Genomic DNA, 15,635 nt, shown 5'->3' with positions numbered 1-15,635 from the left:
GCCGCGCTGCGCCATTCGTCTTGCTTCGTCACCTGGAGCCTTGCTGCAATGACTTCTTCTGCCGCACCTGCCGATGGCGGTGCCTGGGCGCCGCTGCGTGCGCCGATCTTCCGTGCGCTGTGGCTGGCGATTCTGGGCAGCAACATCGGCACCTGGATCAACGATGTCGCCGCATCCTGGGTCATGGCCGAGCAGACCGGCTCACCGCTGATGGTGGCCGCGGTGCAATCGGCCACCACCTTGCCGGTGGTGCTGTTTGCCCTGGCCGCCGGCACCCTGGCCGACATCGTCGACCGCCGCCGTTATCTGATGCTCACCCAGGGCTGGATGCTGCTGGTGGCCGGCGCGCTGGCGGTGCTCGCGCATCTGCACCTGCTGACTCCCTGGGTGCTGGTGGCACTGACCTTTGCGATGGGCATGGGTGCGGCGATGGCCATGCCGGCACAGGCGGCGATCGTGTCGGAACTGGTGCCGCGCCCGATGCTGGCTTCGGCGGTGGCGCTCAATTCGATCGGCATGAACATCGCGCGTTCGATCGGCCCGGCGATCGGTGGGCTGATCGTGGCGCAGTTCGGGCCGCCGTGGGCGTTTCTGCTCAACGGGGTGACCTTCGGCCTGATGCTGCTGGTGCTGTGGCGCTGGCGCCGCGAGGCAGATGCTTCGGCGTTGCCGCCGGAGAGTTTCGGCGCGGGCCTGCGTGCGGGCCTGCGCTACGCCGCACGCGCAGGGCGCCTGCAGGCGGTGCTGATCAAGGCCGCGGGGTTCTTCCTGTTTGCCAGCGCATTGACGGCCTTGCTGCCGCTGGTGGTCCGCCGCGACATGCAGCTGGGCGCCGGCAGTTACGGCATCCTGCTGGGCTGCATCGGCGTTGGCGCGATCAGCGGTGCGCTGCTGCTGCCGCGCCTGCGCGCGCGCTACGACCGCGACCTGCTGGTGTTGGTCGCCACCGTGGTGTGCGCAGCCTCGTTGCTGGGGCTGTCGCTGTCGCGTCAGATCGGCGTGTTGTGCGTGGTGATGGTGGTCAACGGCCTGGCCTGGATCACCGTGTTGTCGTCGTTGCAGATCGCCGCGCAGACCGCAGTGCCTGCCTGGGTGCGCGCGCGCGCACTGTCGTTGTACATCGTGGTGTTCTCGGCAGGCATGGCGGCCGGCTCGCTGCTATGGGGCGCGCTGGCGCAGCGCACCTCGATCGCGGTTGCCCTGCAGATCGCCGCCGCCGGTGCGGTCATCGCCGCGCTGCTGGTCAAGCGGGCGCGCATTGCCGGCACCGAACAGCTGGACCTCGCACCCGGCGGGCACTGGCCCGCACCGGCGCAATCGGACGCGGTGGAACACGATCGCGGCCCGGTGCTGGTAACGGTGGAATACCGCATCGCCGCCGATGCGCGCCTCACATTCCTGCAACTGATGACGCAGCTGGGCAACGCGCGACGCCGCGATGGCGCGGTGGTCTGGGGTATTGCCGAGGATGCGGCGACGCCTGGAGTGCAACTCGAGTACTTCATCGTCGCCTCGTGGCTGGAACACCTGCGACAGCACGAGCGCGTCACCGGCGATGACCGCCAGCTGCAGGAACAGATCCGTGCCCTGCATCAGGGCGAACGCGCGCCGGTGGTGCGCCACTTCGTCGGCGGCGGCGGTGCGGCAGTGCCGCCGCATGCGCATTCGGATATCTGATGGCCGTGAACTGGAAGTTCATCGGCGGTGTCGTGCTGGGCGTGGCCATCGGCGTCGGTTGCCGTGCCGCCGGCATTCCATCGCCAGCACCGACGGCCTTCGTCGGCGCGCTGCTGGTGCTGGCGATGACATGCGGCTATGTAGTGGCCGACCGGTTCCTGGCCCGGCGTGCCGCACGTCATCTGACGCATTGCGGCGGACCCAGCGGCCGCAGTGCAGGGCAGGGCGACGCATGAGCCTGGCATTGCTCGGGGTGCTGCTTGCACTGGCGATTGGCGTTGGCTGTCGTCTGCTCGATCTGCCGTTGCCGGCACCGCCACGCCTGAGCGGTGCGCTGCTGGTGGTGGCAATGAGCGGCGGGTTCCTGCTGGCCGACTGGTTGCTGCAATAAGGAAGCGCCGCAGCTGGATGCTGTTGATCCAGACAGCAGTGCCGCACATACCCAAGTGAAGACTGCCCGCACCGTTGATTCAGCCCTTCCCGGATACAGCATCAGTATCGTTGACGTAGAAAAGGCCGGCTCTCACGAGCCGGCCCTTGTCGTGCGCGTGACAGCAGCGATCAGGCCTTGGCGAACGCCAGCAGATCCTTGTTGAACTGATCGGCGTGGGTGAAGGTCAGGCCATGCGGCGCGCCGGCATAGATCTTCAGCTCGGCATTCTTGATGATCTTGGCCGACAGCTTGGCCGATGCATCGATCGGGACGATCTGGTCGTCGTCGCCATGCACCACCAGTGCCGGCACATCGATCTTCTTCAGGTCGGCGGTGTAGTCGACCTCGGAAAATTCCCTGATGCAGTCGTACTGGCCCTTGTGGCCACCCAGCATCCCCTGCAGCCAGAACGAATCGCGCATGCCCTGGGTGACCTTGTTGCCGTCGCGGTTGGCGCCGAAGAACGGCGTAGCCAGGTCCTGGTAGAACTGCGAGCGGTCCTTGGCCACGCCGTCGCGGATGCCGTCGAACACGCTCATCGGCAGGCCGCCGGGATTGGTCGGGCTCTTGACCATCTGCGGCGGCACCGCGCCGACCAGCACCACCTTGGCCACGCGCTTGCTGCCATGACGGCCCACATAGTGCGCCACTTCGCCACCGCCGGTGGAATGGCCGACCAGGATGGCGTCCTTCAGGTCCAGCGCCTCGATTACGGCGGCCAGGTCGTCGGCGTAGGTGTCCATGTTGTTGCCGTCCCAGGTCTGGCTGGAACGGCCATGGCTGCGGCGGTCATGCGCGATGACGCGGTAGCCGTGCTGCCCCATGAACAGCATCTGCGCGTCCCAGGCATCGCCGCTGAGTGGCCAGCCGTGTGCAAACACGACCGGCTGGCCCTTGCCCCAGTCCTTGTAAAAAATGGCGGCCCCGTCGGGGCGTTTGACGAAATTGGACATCGGGTTGACTCCGTGAGTGGACGAGTGGGGTGGGGTGGCAGACGCGGGGTGCATGGGCGTCGCGGCCGTGGCAAACGCGGGCAGCGACAACGCTGCCACGGCTGCCGTGCCGGAGATGAGAAAGCTGCGGCGTCCGGCATCGGCCGGGTGCGCCTCGAACGGATCCATAGAAACTCCTGTGGGCGAGGGCATGCAGCCCGGCGGTCGCATGGCGCAGTGCATCCCATGCGGCGCGTGCCCACGCCATTGGGTGCGGCGCAGTCATGGACGTGCCGGTGCATGTGCGCAGTAGACCGCTTGCGGGGCCGTTGCAGATTGCATCTGCGTGCGCTCTGCTGCCTGGACGCTTGCAGGCGTAGCGCATCGCTCACTGCACCGGGTAGGGCCTGCCCGTCAGCGCGCAGGAGTGCGAACGGGGCGCTTCTGCCCGGCGATCAATCGATGGGCTGCGTCGTGCGCACGCGCGCGGAGCGCATGGATGCGATGTCGAAAAGCGTAGCCCGCACGCGACCGTCAGTGCAGCGCGGTGTCCCACAGCAGCTTGCCGTTCAAGGCCACGATCACTGCGGCAATCAGCCAGGCCACGCGCACCAGCCACGCCGGCGCCACCAGCGCGCCCATCAGTCGGCGGTCGGCGACGAAGCGCACCAGCGGGATCACCGCAAACGGCAGTTGCATCGACAGCACCACCTGGCTCAGCACCAGCAGCCGCGCAGAGCCGGCTTCGCCGTACAACCAGGTCACCACCACCACCGGCACGATGGCGATACCGCGAGTCAGCAACCGGCGCAGCCATGGCGGCAGCCGCAGTTGCAGGAAGCCTTCCATCACGATCTGCCCGGCCAGGGTCGCGGTCACGGTGGAGTTGACGCCGGAGGCGAGCAGGGCGACTGCGAACAGGGTCGAGGCCAGGCCCACGCCCAGCATCGGCGCCAGCAGCGCGTGCGCCTGTTCGATCTCCTGCACGTCGGTGCGGCCTTGCGCATGAAACACCGCTGCGGCCAGGATCAGGATCGATGCATTGATGAACAATGCGAACATCAGCGCCACCGTGCTGTCGGTGACCGCCCAGCGCAGTGCCGAGCGCCGTCCGTCATCGGTACGCGGGTACGCACGTGTCTGCACGATGGAGGAATGCAGATACAGGTTATGCGGCATCACGGTCGCCCCGATGATGCCGATCGCCAGGTACAGCGCCTGCGGGTCGGTGACCACGCGCGCGTGCGGGATGAAACCGCCCAGCACCGCCGCAACCGACGGGGCCGCCAGCGCGATCTGGATGCCGAAACACACGAAGATGATCAGCAGCAAGGCCATCACGAATGCTTCCAGCGCACGGAAGCCCCGGTGCATCAACAGCAGCACCAGCACCACATCCACTGCGGTGATGATCGCGCCCAGCGTCAGCGGGATGCCGAACAGCAGCTTCAACGCGATCGCCGTGCCGATCACTTCGGCCAGATCGCAGGCGATGATCGCCAGCTCGCACAGTCCCCACAATGCCAGGTTCACGCCGCGCGGGTAGCGCGCCCGGCAGGCCTGCGCCAGGTCCAGGCCGGTGGCAATCCCCAGCCGCGCCGACAGGCCCTGCAGCACGATGGCCATGATGTTGGACAGCAGGATCACCGACAGCAGCAGGTAGCCGAACTGCGAACCGCCGGCCAGGTCGGTGGCCCAGTTGCCCGGATCCATGTACCCCACCGACACCATGTAGCCCGGCCCCAGGAACGCCAGCAGCCGGAACCACCAGTGACCACCGCCAGGGACAGCCACGCTGGCGTGGTGATCTCCCAGCCCACCAGTGGACGCGGCGGGCAAGTGGACAGACGCAGGGGTATCGATGGACATGCGCGGCAAGTAAAGGGCGGTCAAAGGAATGATATAGCAAGTGCTATGCTGTTGAGCATTGGCAAACCCAATCGTATTGATCGGCCGCGTGCCTCAAACTAGGCACCCCGGCAGCGAGGCCGGACGGGATGACGAGGACAAGGGTGGGCAAGAGCGAAAAGCTGGAGGCGGCCACGCCGTCCCTGATCGATGCGCAGGTGCATATGGAGAGCTTCCGCCAGGTGCGCGAAGCGCGCCGCGCCGAGCTGGTCGAGGACTACGTGGAGCTGATCTCCGACCTGCTGGTGGACGGCGGCGAGGCGCGCCAGGTCGATATCGCCGCGCGCCTGGGCGTGGCCCAACCCACCGTGGCCAAGATGCTCAAGCGCCTGGTGCGCGATGGCTGGGTGGTGCAGCGGCCGTATCGTGGCGTCTTCCTGACCCCGGCCGGCGAGGCATTGGCCGCGTCCAGTCGCCAGCGGCACCAGATCGTCGAACGCTTCCTGCTTGCCCTTGGCATCGACGAGGCCACCGCCCGCCGCGACGCCGAGGGCATCGAGCACCATGTCAGCGAGGCCACCGTGGCGGCCTTTGCCGCGTTTCTGGACCGCCAGGGCGGCCCGGCCGCGTGAACGCGTCGGCCGACGCACCGGCCGGTGCAGCGCTCGATGCGTCCCAGGCGGCGCTCGACGCGCGCTGGATGCAGCACGCCTTGCGCCTGGCCGAGCGTGCCGAACGCGACTATGACGAGATTCCGGTAGGGGCGGTGCTGGTCGATGCAGCCGGCACACTGCTGGGCGAAGGCTGGAACTACAACATCGCCAGTCACGATCCCAGCGCGCACGCCGAGATCATGGCCATGCGCGAGGGCGGCCGCCGGCTGGCCAATCACCGCCTGATCGGCTGCACGCTCTATGTCACCCTGGAGCCATGTGCAATGTGCGCCATGGCCATGATCCATGCGCGCATCGCGCGCGTGGTGTTCGCGGCAAGCGACCCCAAGACCGGCGCCTGCGGCAGCGTGTTCGACCTGCTTGCCGACCCGCGCCACAACCACCGTGTGCAGGTCAGCGGCGGGGTGCTGGCGGCCGACGCCAGTCTGCGCCTGACCAATTATTTCCGCGCCAAGCGCGGCAAGCCGCCGCTGCTGCCGTGAGCGGCTTGCCGCGGTATGATGCGCGCCCTTTCCAGCATCCGGCCGGCGACGGCTCTCCACAGGACCGCGATATGGCAGACACCCTTGCAGGCAACGACCGACTGATCTGGATCGATCTGGAGATGACCGGCCTGGATACCGACCGCGATTCCATCATCGAGATCGCAACCATCGTGACCGATGCGCAGTTGAACGTGCTTGCCGAAGGGCCGGAACTGGCCATTGCCCATCCGCTGGAAACCCTGGAGGCGATGGATGAGTGGAACCGCAACCAGCATCGGCGCTCGGGACTGTGGCAACGCGTGCTGGACAGCCAGGTCACCCATGCGCAGGCGGAAGCGCAGACCGTGGCATTCCTGAGCGAGTGGATCCGTGCCGGCGCTTCGCCGATGTGCGGCAATTCGATCTGCCAGGATCGCCGCTTCCTGCACCGCCAGATGTCGCGGCTGGAGCGCTACTTCCACTATCGCAACCTGGATGTCTCCACCATCAAGGAGCTGGCGCGTCGCTGGGCGCCGACGGTGGCCAACGGGTTTGCCAAGAGCTCGGCGCATACCGCACTCAGCGACGTCCGCGATTCCATCGACGAGCTGCGCCACTATCGCCAGTTCATGGGCGCACTGGGTGGCGACACCGAGGCAGGCGTGCAGGGCTGATCGGGGCGCTGCAGCTGCAGCGGCAGCCCGGGCTGCTGATGCGATCGCGGGATGTCAGCAGCTGCGCGCGCCTTCGTGAGAACGCATGCCCCGCAATGCCTGTCGAAAACAACAAAGGCCGCATCTTCCGATGCGGCCTTTTGTTTGCCGTCGACCGCTGCCTCAGCGTGCCAGCGGTGGCCCCTTGGTCAGGTCGCCATCGTCGGTGACGCCCTTGAGCAGCAGCTCCGAGATCGGCTTGCCGTCGGCATCGTGGTGATACACATGCAGATCGCGTTGCGGATACGGAATGCTGAGACCATTTTCCAGCAGCTGGTTGCGGATCTGCTCCAGCGTGGTGCTCTTGGCCGCGCCGAAGTTGCCGTTGCTGGCGTAGGCAAACAACATCAGATCCACCGTGCTCTCGCCCAGATTGGTCACCTGCACGAACGGCGCGGGCGATTCCAGGATGTTGGGATTGTCCTTGGCGATCTGCAGCAATAGCTGCTGGGCCTTTTTCAGATCGTCTTCGTAGCCCACGCCAACAGTCACCTCGAGACGCCGATTGGGCAGGGTGGTGTAGTTGATGATGGGTGCGGTGGTGATCGTGCTGTTGGGCAGGGTGATCATGCGCTCATCGAACGAGCGCACCCGGGTCTGGAAGATCCGGATCTCGTCGACAATGCCTTCCTGGCCCGCAATGACGACGTGGTCGCCGTCGCGCATCGGCCGCAACACGATCAGCATGACCCCGGCGGCGATATTGGACAGCGAGTCCTTCAAGGCCAGACCCACGGCCAGGCCGGCCGCACCCAGCACCGCAATCAACGAGGTCGGCGGCACACCGATCTGGCTCAGTGCACTGACAAATACCAGAACCAGCAGCAATGCGTAGACGACATTGCGCAGGAAGTTGGTCAAGGTGATCTCGACCCGGGCACGGCTCAGGACACGATGCAGCCATTGGCTCAGCTGCCTGGCCAGCCACATGCCGATCACCACGATCAGCAGTGCGACTCCCCAGTTGAGGGCGTACTGCGCCCACGGGATAGTCGACCAATTGAATGCCGGTTCGGCAGTCTTCACCGCCGCCGGCTTGGCAACCGCTGCTCCCGCAGCGGCTGCCACCAATGCACCAAACAGCCCCATCAGCTCTCGCTCTTGAGTTTGGCCAGACGCAGCCAGGTATCGACCACGGTGTCAGGATTCAGGGACACCGATTCGATGCCTTCCTGCATCAACCACTCAGCCAGTTCCGGGTGATCCGACGGCCCCTGGCCGCAGATGCCGACATACTTGCCCTTGGCGCGCGCCGACTTGATGGCCATCGACAGCAACTTCTTGACTGCCGGATTCCGCTCGTCGAACAGGTGCGCAACGATCGACGAGTCGCGATCCAGGCCCAGGGTCAGCTGGGTCAGGTCGTTGGAGCCGATCGAGAAGCCGTCGAAGATCTCCAGGAACTCGTCGGCCAGCAGGGCGTTGGACGGCAGCTCGCACATCATGATGATCTTCAGCCCGTTCTCGCCCTGCTTGAGCCCGTTCTGCTCCAGCACCTCGATCACCTTGCGGCCTTCTTCCAGCGTACGCACGAACGGGATCATCACCCAGAGGTTGTCCAGGCCCATCTCGTTGCGCACCTTCAGCACCGCCTTGCACTCCAGCGCGAACGCCTTGGTGAAGGACGGATCGACATAGCGGCTGGCGCCACGGAAGCCGATCATCGGGTTCTCTTCATGCGGTTCGTAACGCGAGCCGCCAATCAGGTTGGCGTACTCGTTGGACTTGAAGTCCGACAAACGCACGATCACGGTATTCGGTGCCACCGAGGCAGTGAGGGTCGCGATGCCCTCGGCCAGACGGTTGACGTAGAAGCTCACCGGGTCGCCATAGCCGGCGATCTTGGCGTCGATCTTCCTGCGGACATCGGCGTCCTGCTTGTCGTATTCCAGCAGCGCGTTCGGGTGGATGCCGATATGCGCGGCAATGATCATTTCCAGGCGCGCCAGGCCGATGCCGGCATTGGGCAACTGGCCGAAGTCGAAGGCGCGCTCCGGGTTGGCCACGTTCATCATGATCTTGAGCGGGGCAGGCGGCATGTTGCCCAGATCGGTGGTGGTGCGCTCGAACGCCAACTCGCCGTCATAGATGAAGCCGGTATCGCCTTCGGCACAGCTCACGGTCACTGGCTGGCCGTCGCTGATGACCTCGGTTGCATTGCCCGAGCCGACCACCGCCGGCACGCCGAGCTCACGCGCGATGATCGCCGCATGGCAGGTGCGCCCGCCACGGTTGGTCACGATCGCCGAGGCGCGCTTCATCACCGGCTCCCAATCGGGGTCGGTCATGTCGGCGATCAACACGTCGCCGGCCTGAACCCGATTCATGTCGTCCAGCGAGCGCACCACACGTGCGACGCCGCTACCGATCTTGGCACCGACTGCGCGGCCTTCGACCAGGATCTTGGCGTCCTTGGCCTCCAGCGAGAAGCGCTCGATCTGGGTGGCGTGGCTCCGCGACTTCACCGTTTCCGGGCGCGCCTGCACGATGAACAGCTTGCCGCTGACACCGTCCTTGGCCCACTCGATATCCATCGGGCGGCCGTAATGCTTTTCGATGACCAGCGCCTGCTTGGACAGTTCCTGCACGTCCTCGTCGCTGATCGAGAAGGTGCTGCGCAGCTCCAACGGCGTGTCTTCGATACGCACGCGTTCGCCCGGCACATCCGAATACACCATGCGAATGGCCTTGCTGCCCAGCGAGCGACGCAGGATCGCCGGCTTGCCAGCCGTGAGCGTGGGCTTGTAGACGTAGAATTCGTCCGGATTGACCGCGCCCTGCACGACCATCTCGCCCAGGCCGAAGCTGGAGGTGACGAACACCACGTCGCGGAAGCCGGATTCGGTGTCCAGCGTGAACAGCACGCCCGACGAACCCACGCCCGAGCGCACCATCAACTGCACGCCGGCCGACAGGAACACGTCCTCGTGCTTGAAGCCGTGATGCACGCGGTAGGCGATTGCACGATCGTTATAGAGCGAGGCGAACACTTCCTTGACCTTGTGCACCACATCGTCGGCGCCGGTCACGTTGAGGAAGGTCTCCTGCTGGCCGGCGAACGAGGCGTCCGGCAGGTCTTCGGCGGTGGCCGACGAACGCACCGCCACGGCCACTTCGCCGCCGCCGTTTTCGGCGCACAGCGTGTCGTAGGCAGTGCGGATGTCGCGGTCCAGCTCCGGCTGCAGCGGGGCGTCGATCACCCAGCCGCGGATTTCCTTGCCGGCCACGGTCAGGGCATTGACGTCCTCGACATCCAGCGTTTCGAGCTTGTCGAAAATGCGCTTGGACAGGTCGTTGTGTGCGATGAAGTCCTTGAAAGCTTCGGCGGTGGTCGCATATCCACCCGGAACCGACACGCCCAGCCCGGCCAGGTTGCCGATCATCTCGCCGAGCGAGGAATTTTTACCGCCTACGCGGGCCAGATCGGCCAGGCGTAGCTCATGCAACCACAGGATATTCTCGTTCAAGCGCGATGCTCCGTATGGCCATCGCCCGAGCGGGCTGGATGGCCGCGTCCGTAGGAAGAAGCCGCTATGATGCAGTGCACAGCGGAATCTGCACAAGCATGAACCCGTAAGTTTTGGACACCAGTTCAAAGAGGTGGTCTTGATGTCAACAATCCGGCCGGTGTTTTACGTCTCCGATGGAACCGGTATCACCGCTGAAACGATTGGGCACAGCCTGCTCACCCAGTTCAGCGGATTCAACTTCGTCACCGACCGCATGTCGTTCATTGATGATGCAGAAAAAGCGCGCGACGCCGCGATGCGGGTGCGCGCGGCCGGGGAGCGGTACCAGGTGCGCCCAGTGGTCGTCAATTCGTGCGTCGATCCACAGTTGAGCATGATCCTGGCCGAGAGCGGGGCCTTGATGCTGGACGTATTTGCGCCCTTCATCGAGCCGCTTGAGCGCGAGCTCAATGCGCCGCGCCATTCGCGCGTCGGGCGTGCACACGGCATGGTGGATTTCGAAACCTATCACCGCCGCATCAATGCGATGAACTTCGCCCTCAGCCATGACGACGGCATTGCGCTCAATTACGACGAGGCCGATGTGATCCTGGTGGCGGTGTCGCGTGCGGGCAAGACGCCGACCTGCATCTACCTGGCCTTGCATTACGGCATCCGCGCCGCCAACTATCCGCTGACCGAAGAAGACCTTGAGAACGAACGGCTACCGCCGCGCTTGCGTAATTACCGCAGCAAGTTGTTCGGTCTGACCATCGATCCGGAGCGTCTGCAGCAGATCCGCCAGGAACGTCGCGCCAACTCGCGCTACAGCGCGGCCGAAACCTGTCGCCGCGAGGTGGCCATTGCCGAGCGGATGTTCCAGATGGAACGCATTCCTTCGTTGAGCACCACCAATACCTCGATCGAGGAAATCTCCAGCAAGGTGCTGTCCACGCTGGGGCTGCAGCGCGAGATGTTCTGAGGCCGGGATTGGTAGGCGGGATTCGGGAGTGGGCAAGCAAGCGTCGCGTTCACGCTGCGGATGTATCGGCGGCGCGGCGGCAGGCTCGCCGCCAACCCAGCGGAAATCAAGCGGGCGGGGCAGTGCCTCGCCAAGGTAGGCCTGCGATCGGGCCCTCGTCAATGCTGCCCGTGCGGCAGCGCAGCGTGTAGGATCGGTGCATGGCCCAAGCATTGAGCAAACTCGAAATCATCCCCCGCCTGAGCCGGTTTGGCTGGCTGATGGGGTTGTATGCAGAAAACTTCCAGCACCTGACCCGTCTGTTCGCACCCGGCGATCTGGCACCCGGGTCGTATGTGTCCTCGATCGGCGACGGCCTGGATTTGCGCCTGGATGTGATCGAGTGCCATCGCTACACCGTCGAACTGCGGCTGACCTACGACCTGTGCGACCCGGTCACCGGCGAGCCCGACCCGTCTGCCTACGTGCGTCTGTACCGCGATGCGCGCCAGGCCGAGACCACGCATTGCTACGTCGGCCGTCGCTGGCAGGACGTCATGGGAATGTTTCCGCCGCCGGCCGAGCTGATCAGCCATCGGATGCGCATGAACACCTTCCTGGGCAAATGGCTGGAGTACCTGGCCGAACGCGGTCACGGTGTCGCCACGCTGCACCTGGACACCGATTACGTTGCGCCGCCGCGGCCCGGTTCGCAGGCCGCTGTCGGCTAAGACGCGAAACGCTGCCGTGGCTTGCGCGCCGGCCTGCGGCCGATGGCAACGCTGGCATGTCGTCCATGTGGCGGCCTCGAGCGTTACCGGTGTGTTAGCCGGGTGGCATCATCGGTCTTCCTGCGAGGACGACACGTTGTGCACGAGCATCCTGCACCGACCGGCCGTGTCGCGCGAGCCTTGACTGCATCGGTCATACTGCTGCGCTTCGTGTCAGATCCCGTGCCATGCCCTATACCCCGATTGTCGCCACGCTTGGCTACCTGCTGTCGCCGGACGGCACGCAGGTGCTGATGATCCACCGCAATGCGCGTCCCGGCGATCAGCATCTGGGCAAGTACAACGGGTTGGGTGGCAAGGTGGAGCCGGACGAGGACGTGCTGGCCTGCATGCGTCGCGAGATCCGCGAAGAGGCCGGCGTCGACTGTGGCGACATGCAGCTGCGCGGCACCATCAGCTGGCCCGGGTTTGGCAAGCAGGGCGAGGACTGGCTGGGTTTCGTCTTTCTGATCCGCAGTTTCCAGGGCACGCCGCACACCTCCAATCCGGAGGGCACGCTGGAATGGATTCCGGTCGCGCAGATGGACCAGGTGCCGATGTGGGAAGGCGATCGCCATTTCCTGCCGCTAGTGTTCGATGGCGACCCGCGCCCGTTTCACGGCGTCATGCCCTACCGCGACGGACGCATGCAATCGTGGACGTACTCGCGCGTCTGAGGCGCGCGGGAGATCGCCGCGCCTGACCAGGCGCCTGCTGCCCTGGTCCGGACGCATGGTCGGCCGAGCGCTCCGCGGCCGGGCCGCTGCACCGCGCGTGCACGCACTGCACCTGGCAGCGCCGCGCGCGCGCTTCAGTCAGGCCCGCGCGTAACGCTACAGCGAGCACAACCTTATTGCCCGCTGCAACGATACGCTGCCGGCATCGACACCGGCATCGGTCCCGCGATGCGGTTGTGCACTTCTCCACATCGCCTGTGGATGACGGCTGGGCAAGTCTGTGGACAACTGCCCGGTGCCCTTGCGCTGCAACGTTGTCGAGCTGGCTGGCGAAAGTTTCGCCAGCGCGCTCATTGCGCTGTCCAGCCGCCGTCGATGGCGATCGACTGCCCGGTGATGTTGCGCGCGGCATGCGACATCAGGAAGGCCACCGTGCCGGCCAGCTCGTCGTACTCAATGAAGGCGCCCTTGGGCATCGGCTTGAGCATCACATCGCGGATCACCGCATCTTCGGCGATGCCGCGGATGCGGGCCTGGTCGGCAATCTGGCGCTCCACCAGCGGCGTGCGCACATAGCTGGGGCAGAGCGTGTTGACGGTGATGTCGCAGTCGGCGGTTTCCAGCGCGATCACCTTGGCCAGCCCGACCAGGCCGTGCTTGGCGGCCACATAGGCGCTCTTGTAGGGGCTGGCCACCAGCGAATGGATGCTGCCGATGTTGACGATGCGGCCATAGCCGGCCGCACGCATGCCGGGCAGCACCGCACGGCTGAGTCGCGCAGCGCCGGTCAGCATCACGTCCACCAGCAGCGCCCAGCGCTGCATGGGGAAGTCTTCCAGCGCAGCCACCTGCTGCAGGCCGGCGTTATTCACCAGCACCTGCGGCGCGCGGGAGGCCGTCGCCAGGGCCTGCGCAATGCTGTCATCGTCGGTGACGTCCAGCGCCAGTGCCTCGGCCGAGCCGCCCGCATCGCGTAGTTGCTGCGCGACGTGGGTGGCGGCGGCATGGTCCCTGTCGCTGACCAGCAGGTGGTGGCCATCGGTTGCCAGTTGGGCGGCAAGGCCGGCGCCAATGCCGCTGCCCGCGCCGGTGATCAGGATGCTGCGCATCGGGTGTCCTTGAGCAGTGCGTGGCCGGGAGCGGCCACGCTGGTCGTCAGCCTAGCGGAGGATGCCGAAACGGTCGCCTGCCTGGCGTGCGCGCGTTACCCTTTGCGCCTCGTTCTGATCAGGTTCCGCATGAAACGCCATTTCTCGATGCTGCGCGATTTCCAACTGGCGGACTGGTTCACGCTGGCCAATGCCTTCTGTGGCACCGGAGCGGTGTTTGCGGCAATGCGCTTCCTGCAGGAAGGCCACCGTGGCGATCTGCTGCTGGGTATGGCGCTGATTCCGCTGGCGTTCGTCTTCGACGCGCTCGACGGGCATGTCGCGCGTTGGCGCAAGGCGTCTTCCACGCTGGGCCGAGAACTGGATTCGCTGGCGGATGTGATTTCCTTTGGTGTGGCGCCGGCAGCGCTCGGCTACGCCTGCGGCATGCGCGGCGGTTGGGACTGGCTAGTGCTGAGCTACTTCGTCTGCTGCGGGGTCAGCCGGCTGGCGCGCTACAACGTGACCGCCGAAGAGATCGCCGGCGACGCCGACAAGGTGCCGTACTTCGAAGGCACGCCGATTCCGACCAGCCTCGTGCTGGTGATCCTGCTTGCGGTGGCCGCCAGCAGCGGGCACATCGGCCAGACCTTGTGGTGGGGGCAGTGGCAACTCGGGCCGTGGCAGTTCCACCCGCTGGTGCTGCTGTTTGCCATCTCCGGCTCGCTGATGATCAGCAAGACCTTGCGGATACCCAAACCCTGACCGGCACACGCGGGCGCACGCGGTAGGATGGCTGGGTGGACGGTCACGGGAGGGGATGATGGCAAGCAGCGGTTCGGACAACGGCAACTTCGAGGACAAGGCGCGCCAGTACTGGAGCGCCTGGGGAGATGCCATGCGTCACGGTCAGTCCGCCGCTGGGGCGCAGCCACCGCCGGGCCCGCCAGGCGAGGCCCCGCAGGACTGGCGCAAGGCCGTTGACTGGTGGTCGCAGTTGTTGCCCACCCAGGCCGCGCCGCAGGCGCAGGAGGCGATCGACCGCTTCCGGACCCAGGCCGGAGGCTGGTTCGGCACTATGCAGCAGGTGGCCGCCCAGTTTGCCGGCCGCGATACCTCGGCCAACGAAGTCTCCGATGCCTGGCGCCGCGCCGTGCAGGGGCAGGGCGAACAATTGATGCAATGGACGCTGGGCTCGCTGCGCGGCGGCAGCCCCGGCGGCTTCGACCCGTGGCTGCAGGAGGCTGCGCAGACCCTGGGCAAGTGGCGCGAAGAAAATGCGCCGTGGCTGGACATGCCCGCGTTTGGCCTCAACCGCAATCATCAGGCCCGGCTGCAGAAGCTTGCCCGCGCGCAGCAGGAGTATCAGGCGCAGTCGCAGGCGTACGGCGAGCAGCTGAAGGCCGCAATCGAGCAGGCGTTCAGCCGGTTCACCAGCAAGCTGGGCGAGCACGAAAGCAGCGGCAGTCAGCTGACCAGTGCACGCGCCTTGTTCGATCTGTGGATCGAAGCTGCCGAAGAGTCCTACGCCGATGTGGCCCTGTCGGACCAGTTTCGGCAGGTGTACGGCGGGTTTGCCAATGCGCATATGCGGTTGCGCGCCGCCCTGCAGGAAGAAGTCGAACAGCTCAGCGAACGCTTCGGGATGCCGACGCGCTCGGAAATGGATGCCGCCCACCGCCGCATCGCAGACCTGGAACGCGTGGTGCGGCGCATGCTGCGCAGCAGCGTGGGCGTCAGCCCCGCCGGCAAGCCTGCCCAGGCCACGCCGGCCGATCCCGGTGCTGCGCCACCGTCCAGGCGTGCAGCGCCACCCAACGCCGGAACGGCGCCCGGGCGTTCGGCATCGACCGACGCGGGCAAGCAGTCTGCAGCAAGGGCGGCGGCCCCCAAGGCGGCATCGTCGGCGAAGCCTGCAGTGAAAAAGACCGCGGCAGCAAGACCTGCAT

15 protein-coding genes and 1 pseudogene are annotated in these 15,635 nt (G+C 65.9%); 11 read left to right on the top strand and 5 right to left on the bottom strand.

Translation table 11 applies throughout. The features are described from left to right. The first annotated feature begins 48 nt into the window (after nt 1-48). From ACCQ10_RS11185 to ACCQ10_RS11175, 3 genes are read left to right on the top strand one after another with little or no spacing between them, the layout of a single operon-like run. A complete protein-coding gene (locus ACCQ10_RS11185; protein ID WP_372360654.1) occupies nt 49-1,677 on the top strand; it encodes an MFS transporter in 1,629 nt (542 codons plus the stop codon). Between the two features lie 5 nt (nt 1,678-1,682). Continuing rightward, nucleotides 1,683-1,913 carry a DUF1427 family protein gene (locus ACCQ10_RS11180; protein WP_372363108.1) on the top strand — a complete coding sequence of 77 codons (231 nt, stop codon included), beginning with the start codon at nt 1,683-1,685 and terminating at the stop codon, nt 1,911-1,913. Further along, nucleotides 1,910-2,068, top strand: coding sequence for a XapX domain-containing protein (locus tag ACCQ10_RS11175; RefSeq protein ID WP_372360653.1), 159 nt, complete (start codon nt 1,910-1,912; stop codon nt 2,066-2,068). Before ACCQ10_RS11180 ends, ACCQ10_RS11175 begins: the two co-directional genes overlap by 4 nt. A 170-nt stretch (nt 2,069-2,238) precedes the next feature. Here the strand turns inward: ACCQ10_RS11175 and ACCQ10_RS11170 are convergent, their stop codons facing one another. Both ACCQ10_RS11170 and ACCQ10_RS11165 read right to left on the bottom strand, forming a co-directional pair. Further along, nucleotides 2,239-3,063 carry an alpha/beta fold hydrolase gene (locus tag ACCQ10_RS11170; protein ID WP_184371132.1) on the bottom strand — a complete coding sequence of 275 codons (825 nt, stop codon included), beginning with the start codon at nt 3,061-3,063 and terminating at the stop codon, nt 2,239-2,241. A 513-nt stretch (nt 3,064-3,576) separates the two neighbouring features. Further along, entirely contained in the window at nt 3,577-4,911 is a 1,335-nt protein-coding gene (locus ACCQ10_RS11165) for an Nramp family divalent metal transporter (protein ID WP_372360652.1), read from the bottom strand. Between the two features lie 143 nt (nt 4,912-5,054). Here ACCQ10_RS11165 and mntR point away from each other — a divergent pair, with 143 nt between their 5' ends. The 3 genes from mntR to orn all read left to right on the top strand — a co-directional run bounded on the left by mntR (nt 5,055) and on the right by orn (nt 6,702). After that, nucleotides 5,055-5,522: a manganese-binding transcriptional regulator MntR gene (gene mntR / locus ACCQ10_RS11160; RefSeq protein WP_039409702.1), complete on the top strand. Its 468-nt coding sequence runs from the start codon at nt 5,055-5,057 to the stop codon at nt 5,520-5,522. A 68-nt stretch (nt 5,523-5,590) separates the two neighbouring features. Then, nucleotides 5,591-6,046, top strand: coding sequence for a tRNA adenosine(34) deaminase TadA (tadA, locus tag ACCQ10_RS11155; RefSeq protein WP_052077038.1), 456 nt, complete (start codon nt 5,591-5,593; stop codon nt 6,044-6,046). Nucleotides 6,047-6,117: 71 nt separating this feature from the next. After that, nucleotides 6,118-6,702, top strand: a complete 585-nt coding sequence (gene orn / locus ACCQ10_RS11150; RefSeq protein WP_039564095.1) for an oligoribonuclease — start codon at nt 6,118-6,120, stop codon at nt 6,700-6,702. Between the two features lie 162 nt (nt 6,703-6,864). Here orn and ACCQ10_RS11145 read toward each other — a convergent pair whose 3' ends face one another. After that, nucleotides 6,865-7,830: a mechanosensitive ion channel family protein gene (locus tag ACCQ10_RS11145; RefSeq protein WP_372360651.1), complete on the bottom strand. Its 966-nt coding sequence runs from the start codon at nt 7,828-7,830 to the stop codon at nt 6,865-6,867. Then, nucleotides 7,830-10,208, bottom strand: coding sequence for a phosphoenolpyruvate synthase (gene ppsA / locus ACCQ10_RS11140; protein ID WP_372360650.1), 2,379 nt, complete (start codon nt 10,206-10,208; stop codon nt 7,830-7,832). The genes ACCQ10_RS11145 and ppsA overlap by 1 nt, the downstream gene beginning before the upstream one ends. Before the next feature lie 142 nt (nt 10,209-10,350). Between ppsA and ppsR the strand changes: the two genes are divergently transcribed. From ppsR to ACCQ10_RS11125, 3 genes are all read left to right on the top strand, one after another. Further along, nucleotides 10,351-11,172, top strand: coding sequence for a posphoenolpyruvate synthetase regulatory kinase/phosphorylase PpsR (gene ppsR, locus ACCQ10_RS11135; RefSeq protein WP_047694908.1), 822 nt, complete (start codon nt 10,351-10,353; stop codon nt 11,170-11,172). A gap of 200 nt (nt 11,173-11,372) precedes the next feature. Next, entirely contained in the window at nt 11,373-11,882 is a 510-nt protein-coding gene (locus tag ACCQ10_RS11130; RefSeq protein WP_372360649.1) for a DUF1249 domain-containing protein, read from the top strand. A 227-nt stretch (nt 11,883-12,109) separates the two neighbouring features. Next, nucleotides 12,110-12,598 carry an NUDIX hydrolase gene (locus tag ACCQ10_RS11125; protein ID WP_039409691.1) on the top strand — a complete coding sequence of 163 codons (489 nt, stop codon included), beginning with the start codon at nt 12,110-12,112 and terminating at the stop codon, nt 12,596-12,598. 350 nt (nt 12,599-12,948) lie between these two features. On the opposite strand, the gene ACCQ10_RS11120 is transcribed toward ACCQ10_RS11125, so the two are convergent. Then, nucleotides 12,949-13,707, bottom strand: coding sequence for a 3-hydroxybutyrate dehydrogenase (locus tag ACCQ10_RS11120; RefSeq protein ID WP_372360648.1), 759 nt, complete (start codon nt 13,705-13,707; stop codon nt 12,949-12,951). 129 nt (nt 13,708-13,836) lie between these two features. On the opposite strand from ACCQ10_RS11120, the gene ACCQ10_RS11115 reads away from it, so the two are divergent. Together ACCQ10_RS11115 and phaE are read left to right on the top strand one after the other, a co-directional pair. Then, nucleotides 13,837-14,451 carry a CDP-alcohol phosphatidyltransferase family protein gene (locus tag ACCQ10_RS11115; protein WP_039409759.1) on the top strand — a complete coding sequence of 205 codons (615 nt, stop codon included), beginning with the start codon at nt 13,837-13,839 and terminating at the stop codon, nt 14,449-14,451. Between the two features lie 55 nt (nt 14,452-14,506). Further along, nucleotides 14,507-15,452, top strand: a pseudogene (gene phaE / locus ACCQ10_RS11110) (class III poly(R)-hydroxyalkanoic acid synthase subunit PhaE); the annotation flags it as partial. Nucleotides 15,453-15,635: the final 183 nt, after the last annotated feature.

The organism is Xanthomonas sp. NCPPB 1325 (genome assembly GCF_041477645.2).
In the GTDB taxonomy this organism is placed as follows: Bacteria; Pseudomonadota; Gammaproteobacteria; order Xanthomonadales; family Xanthomonadaceae; genus Xanthomonas; species Xanthomonas cannabis.
This window is presented reverse-complemented; position numbering and strand designations above follow the sequence as displayed.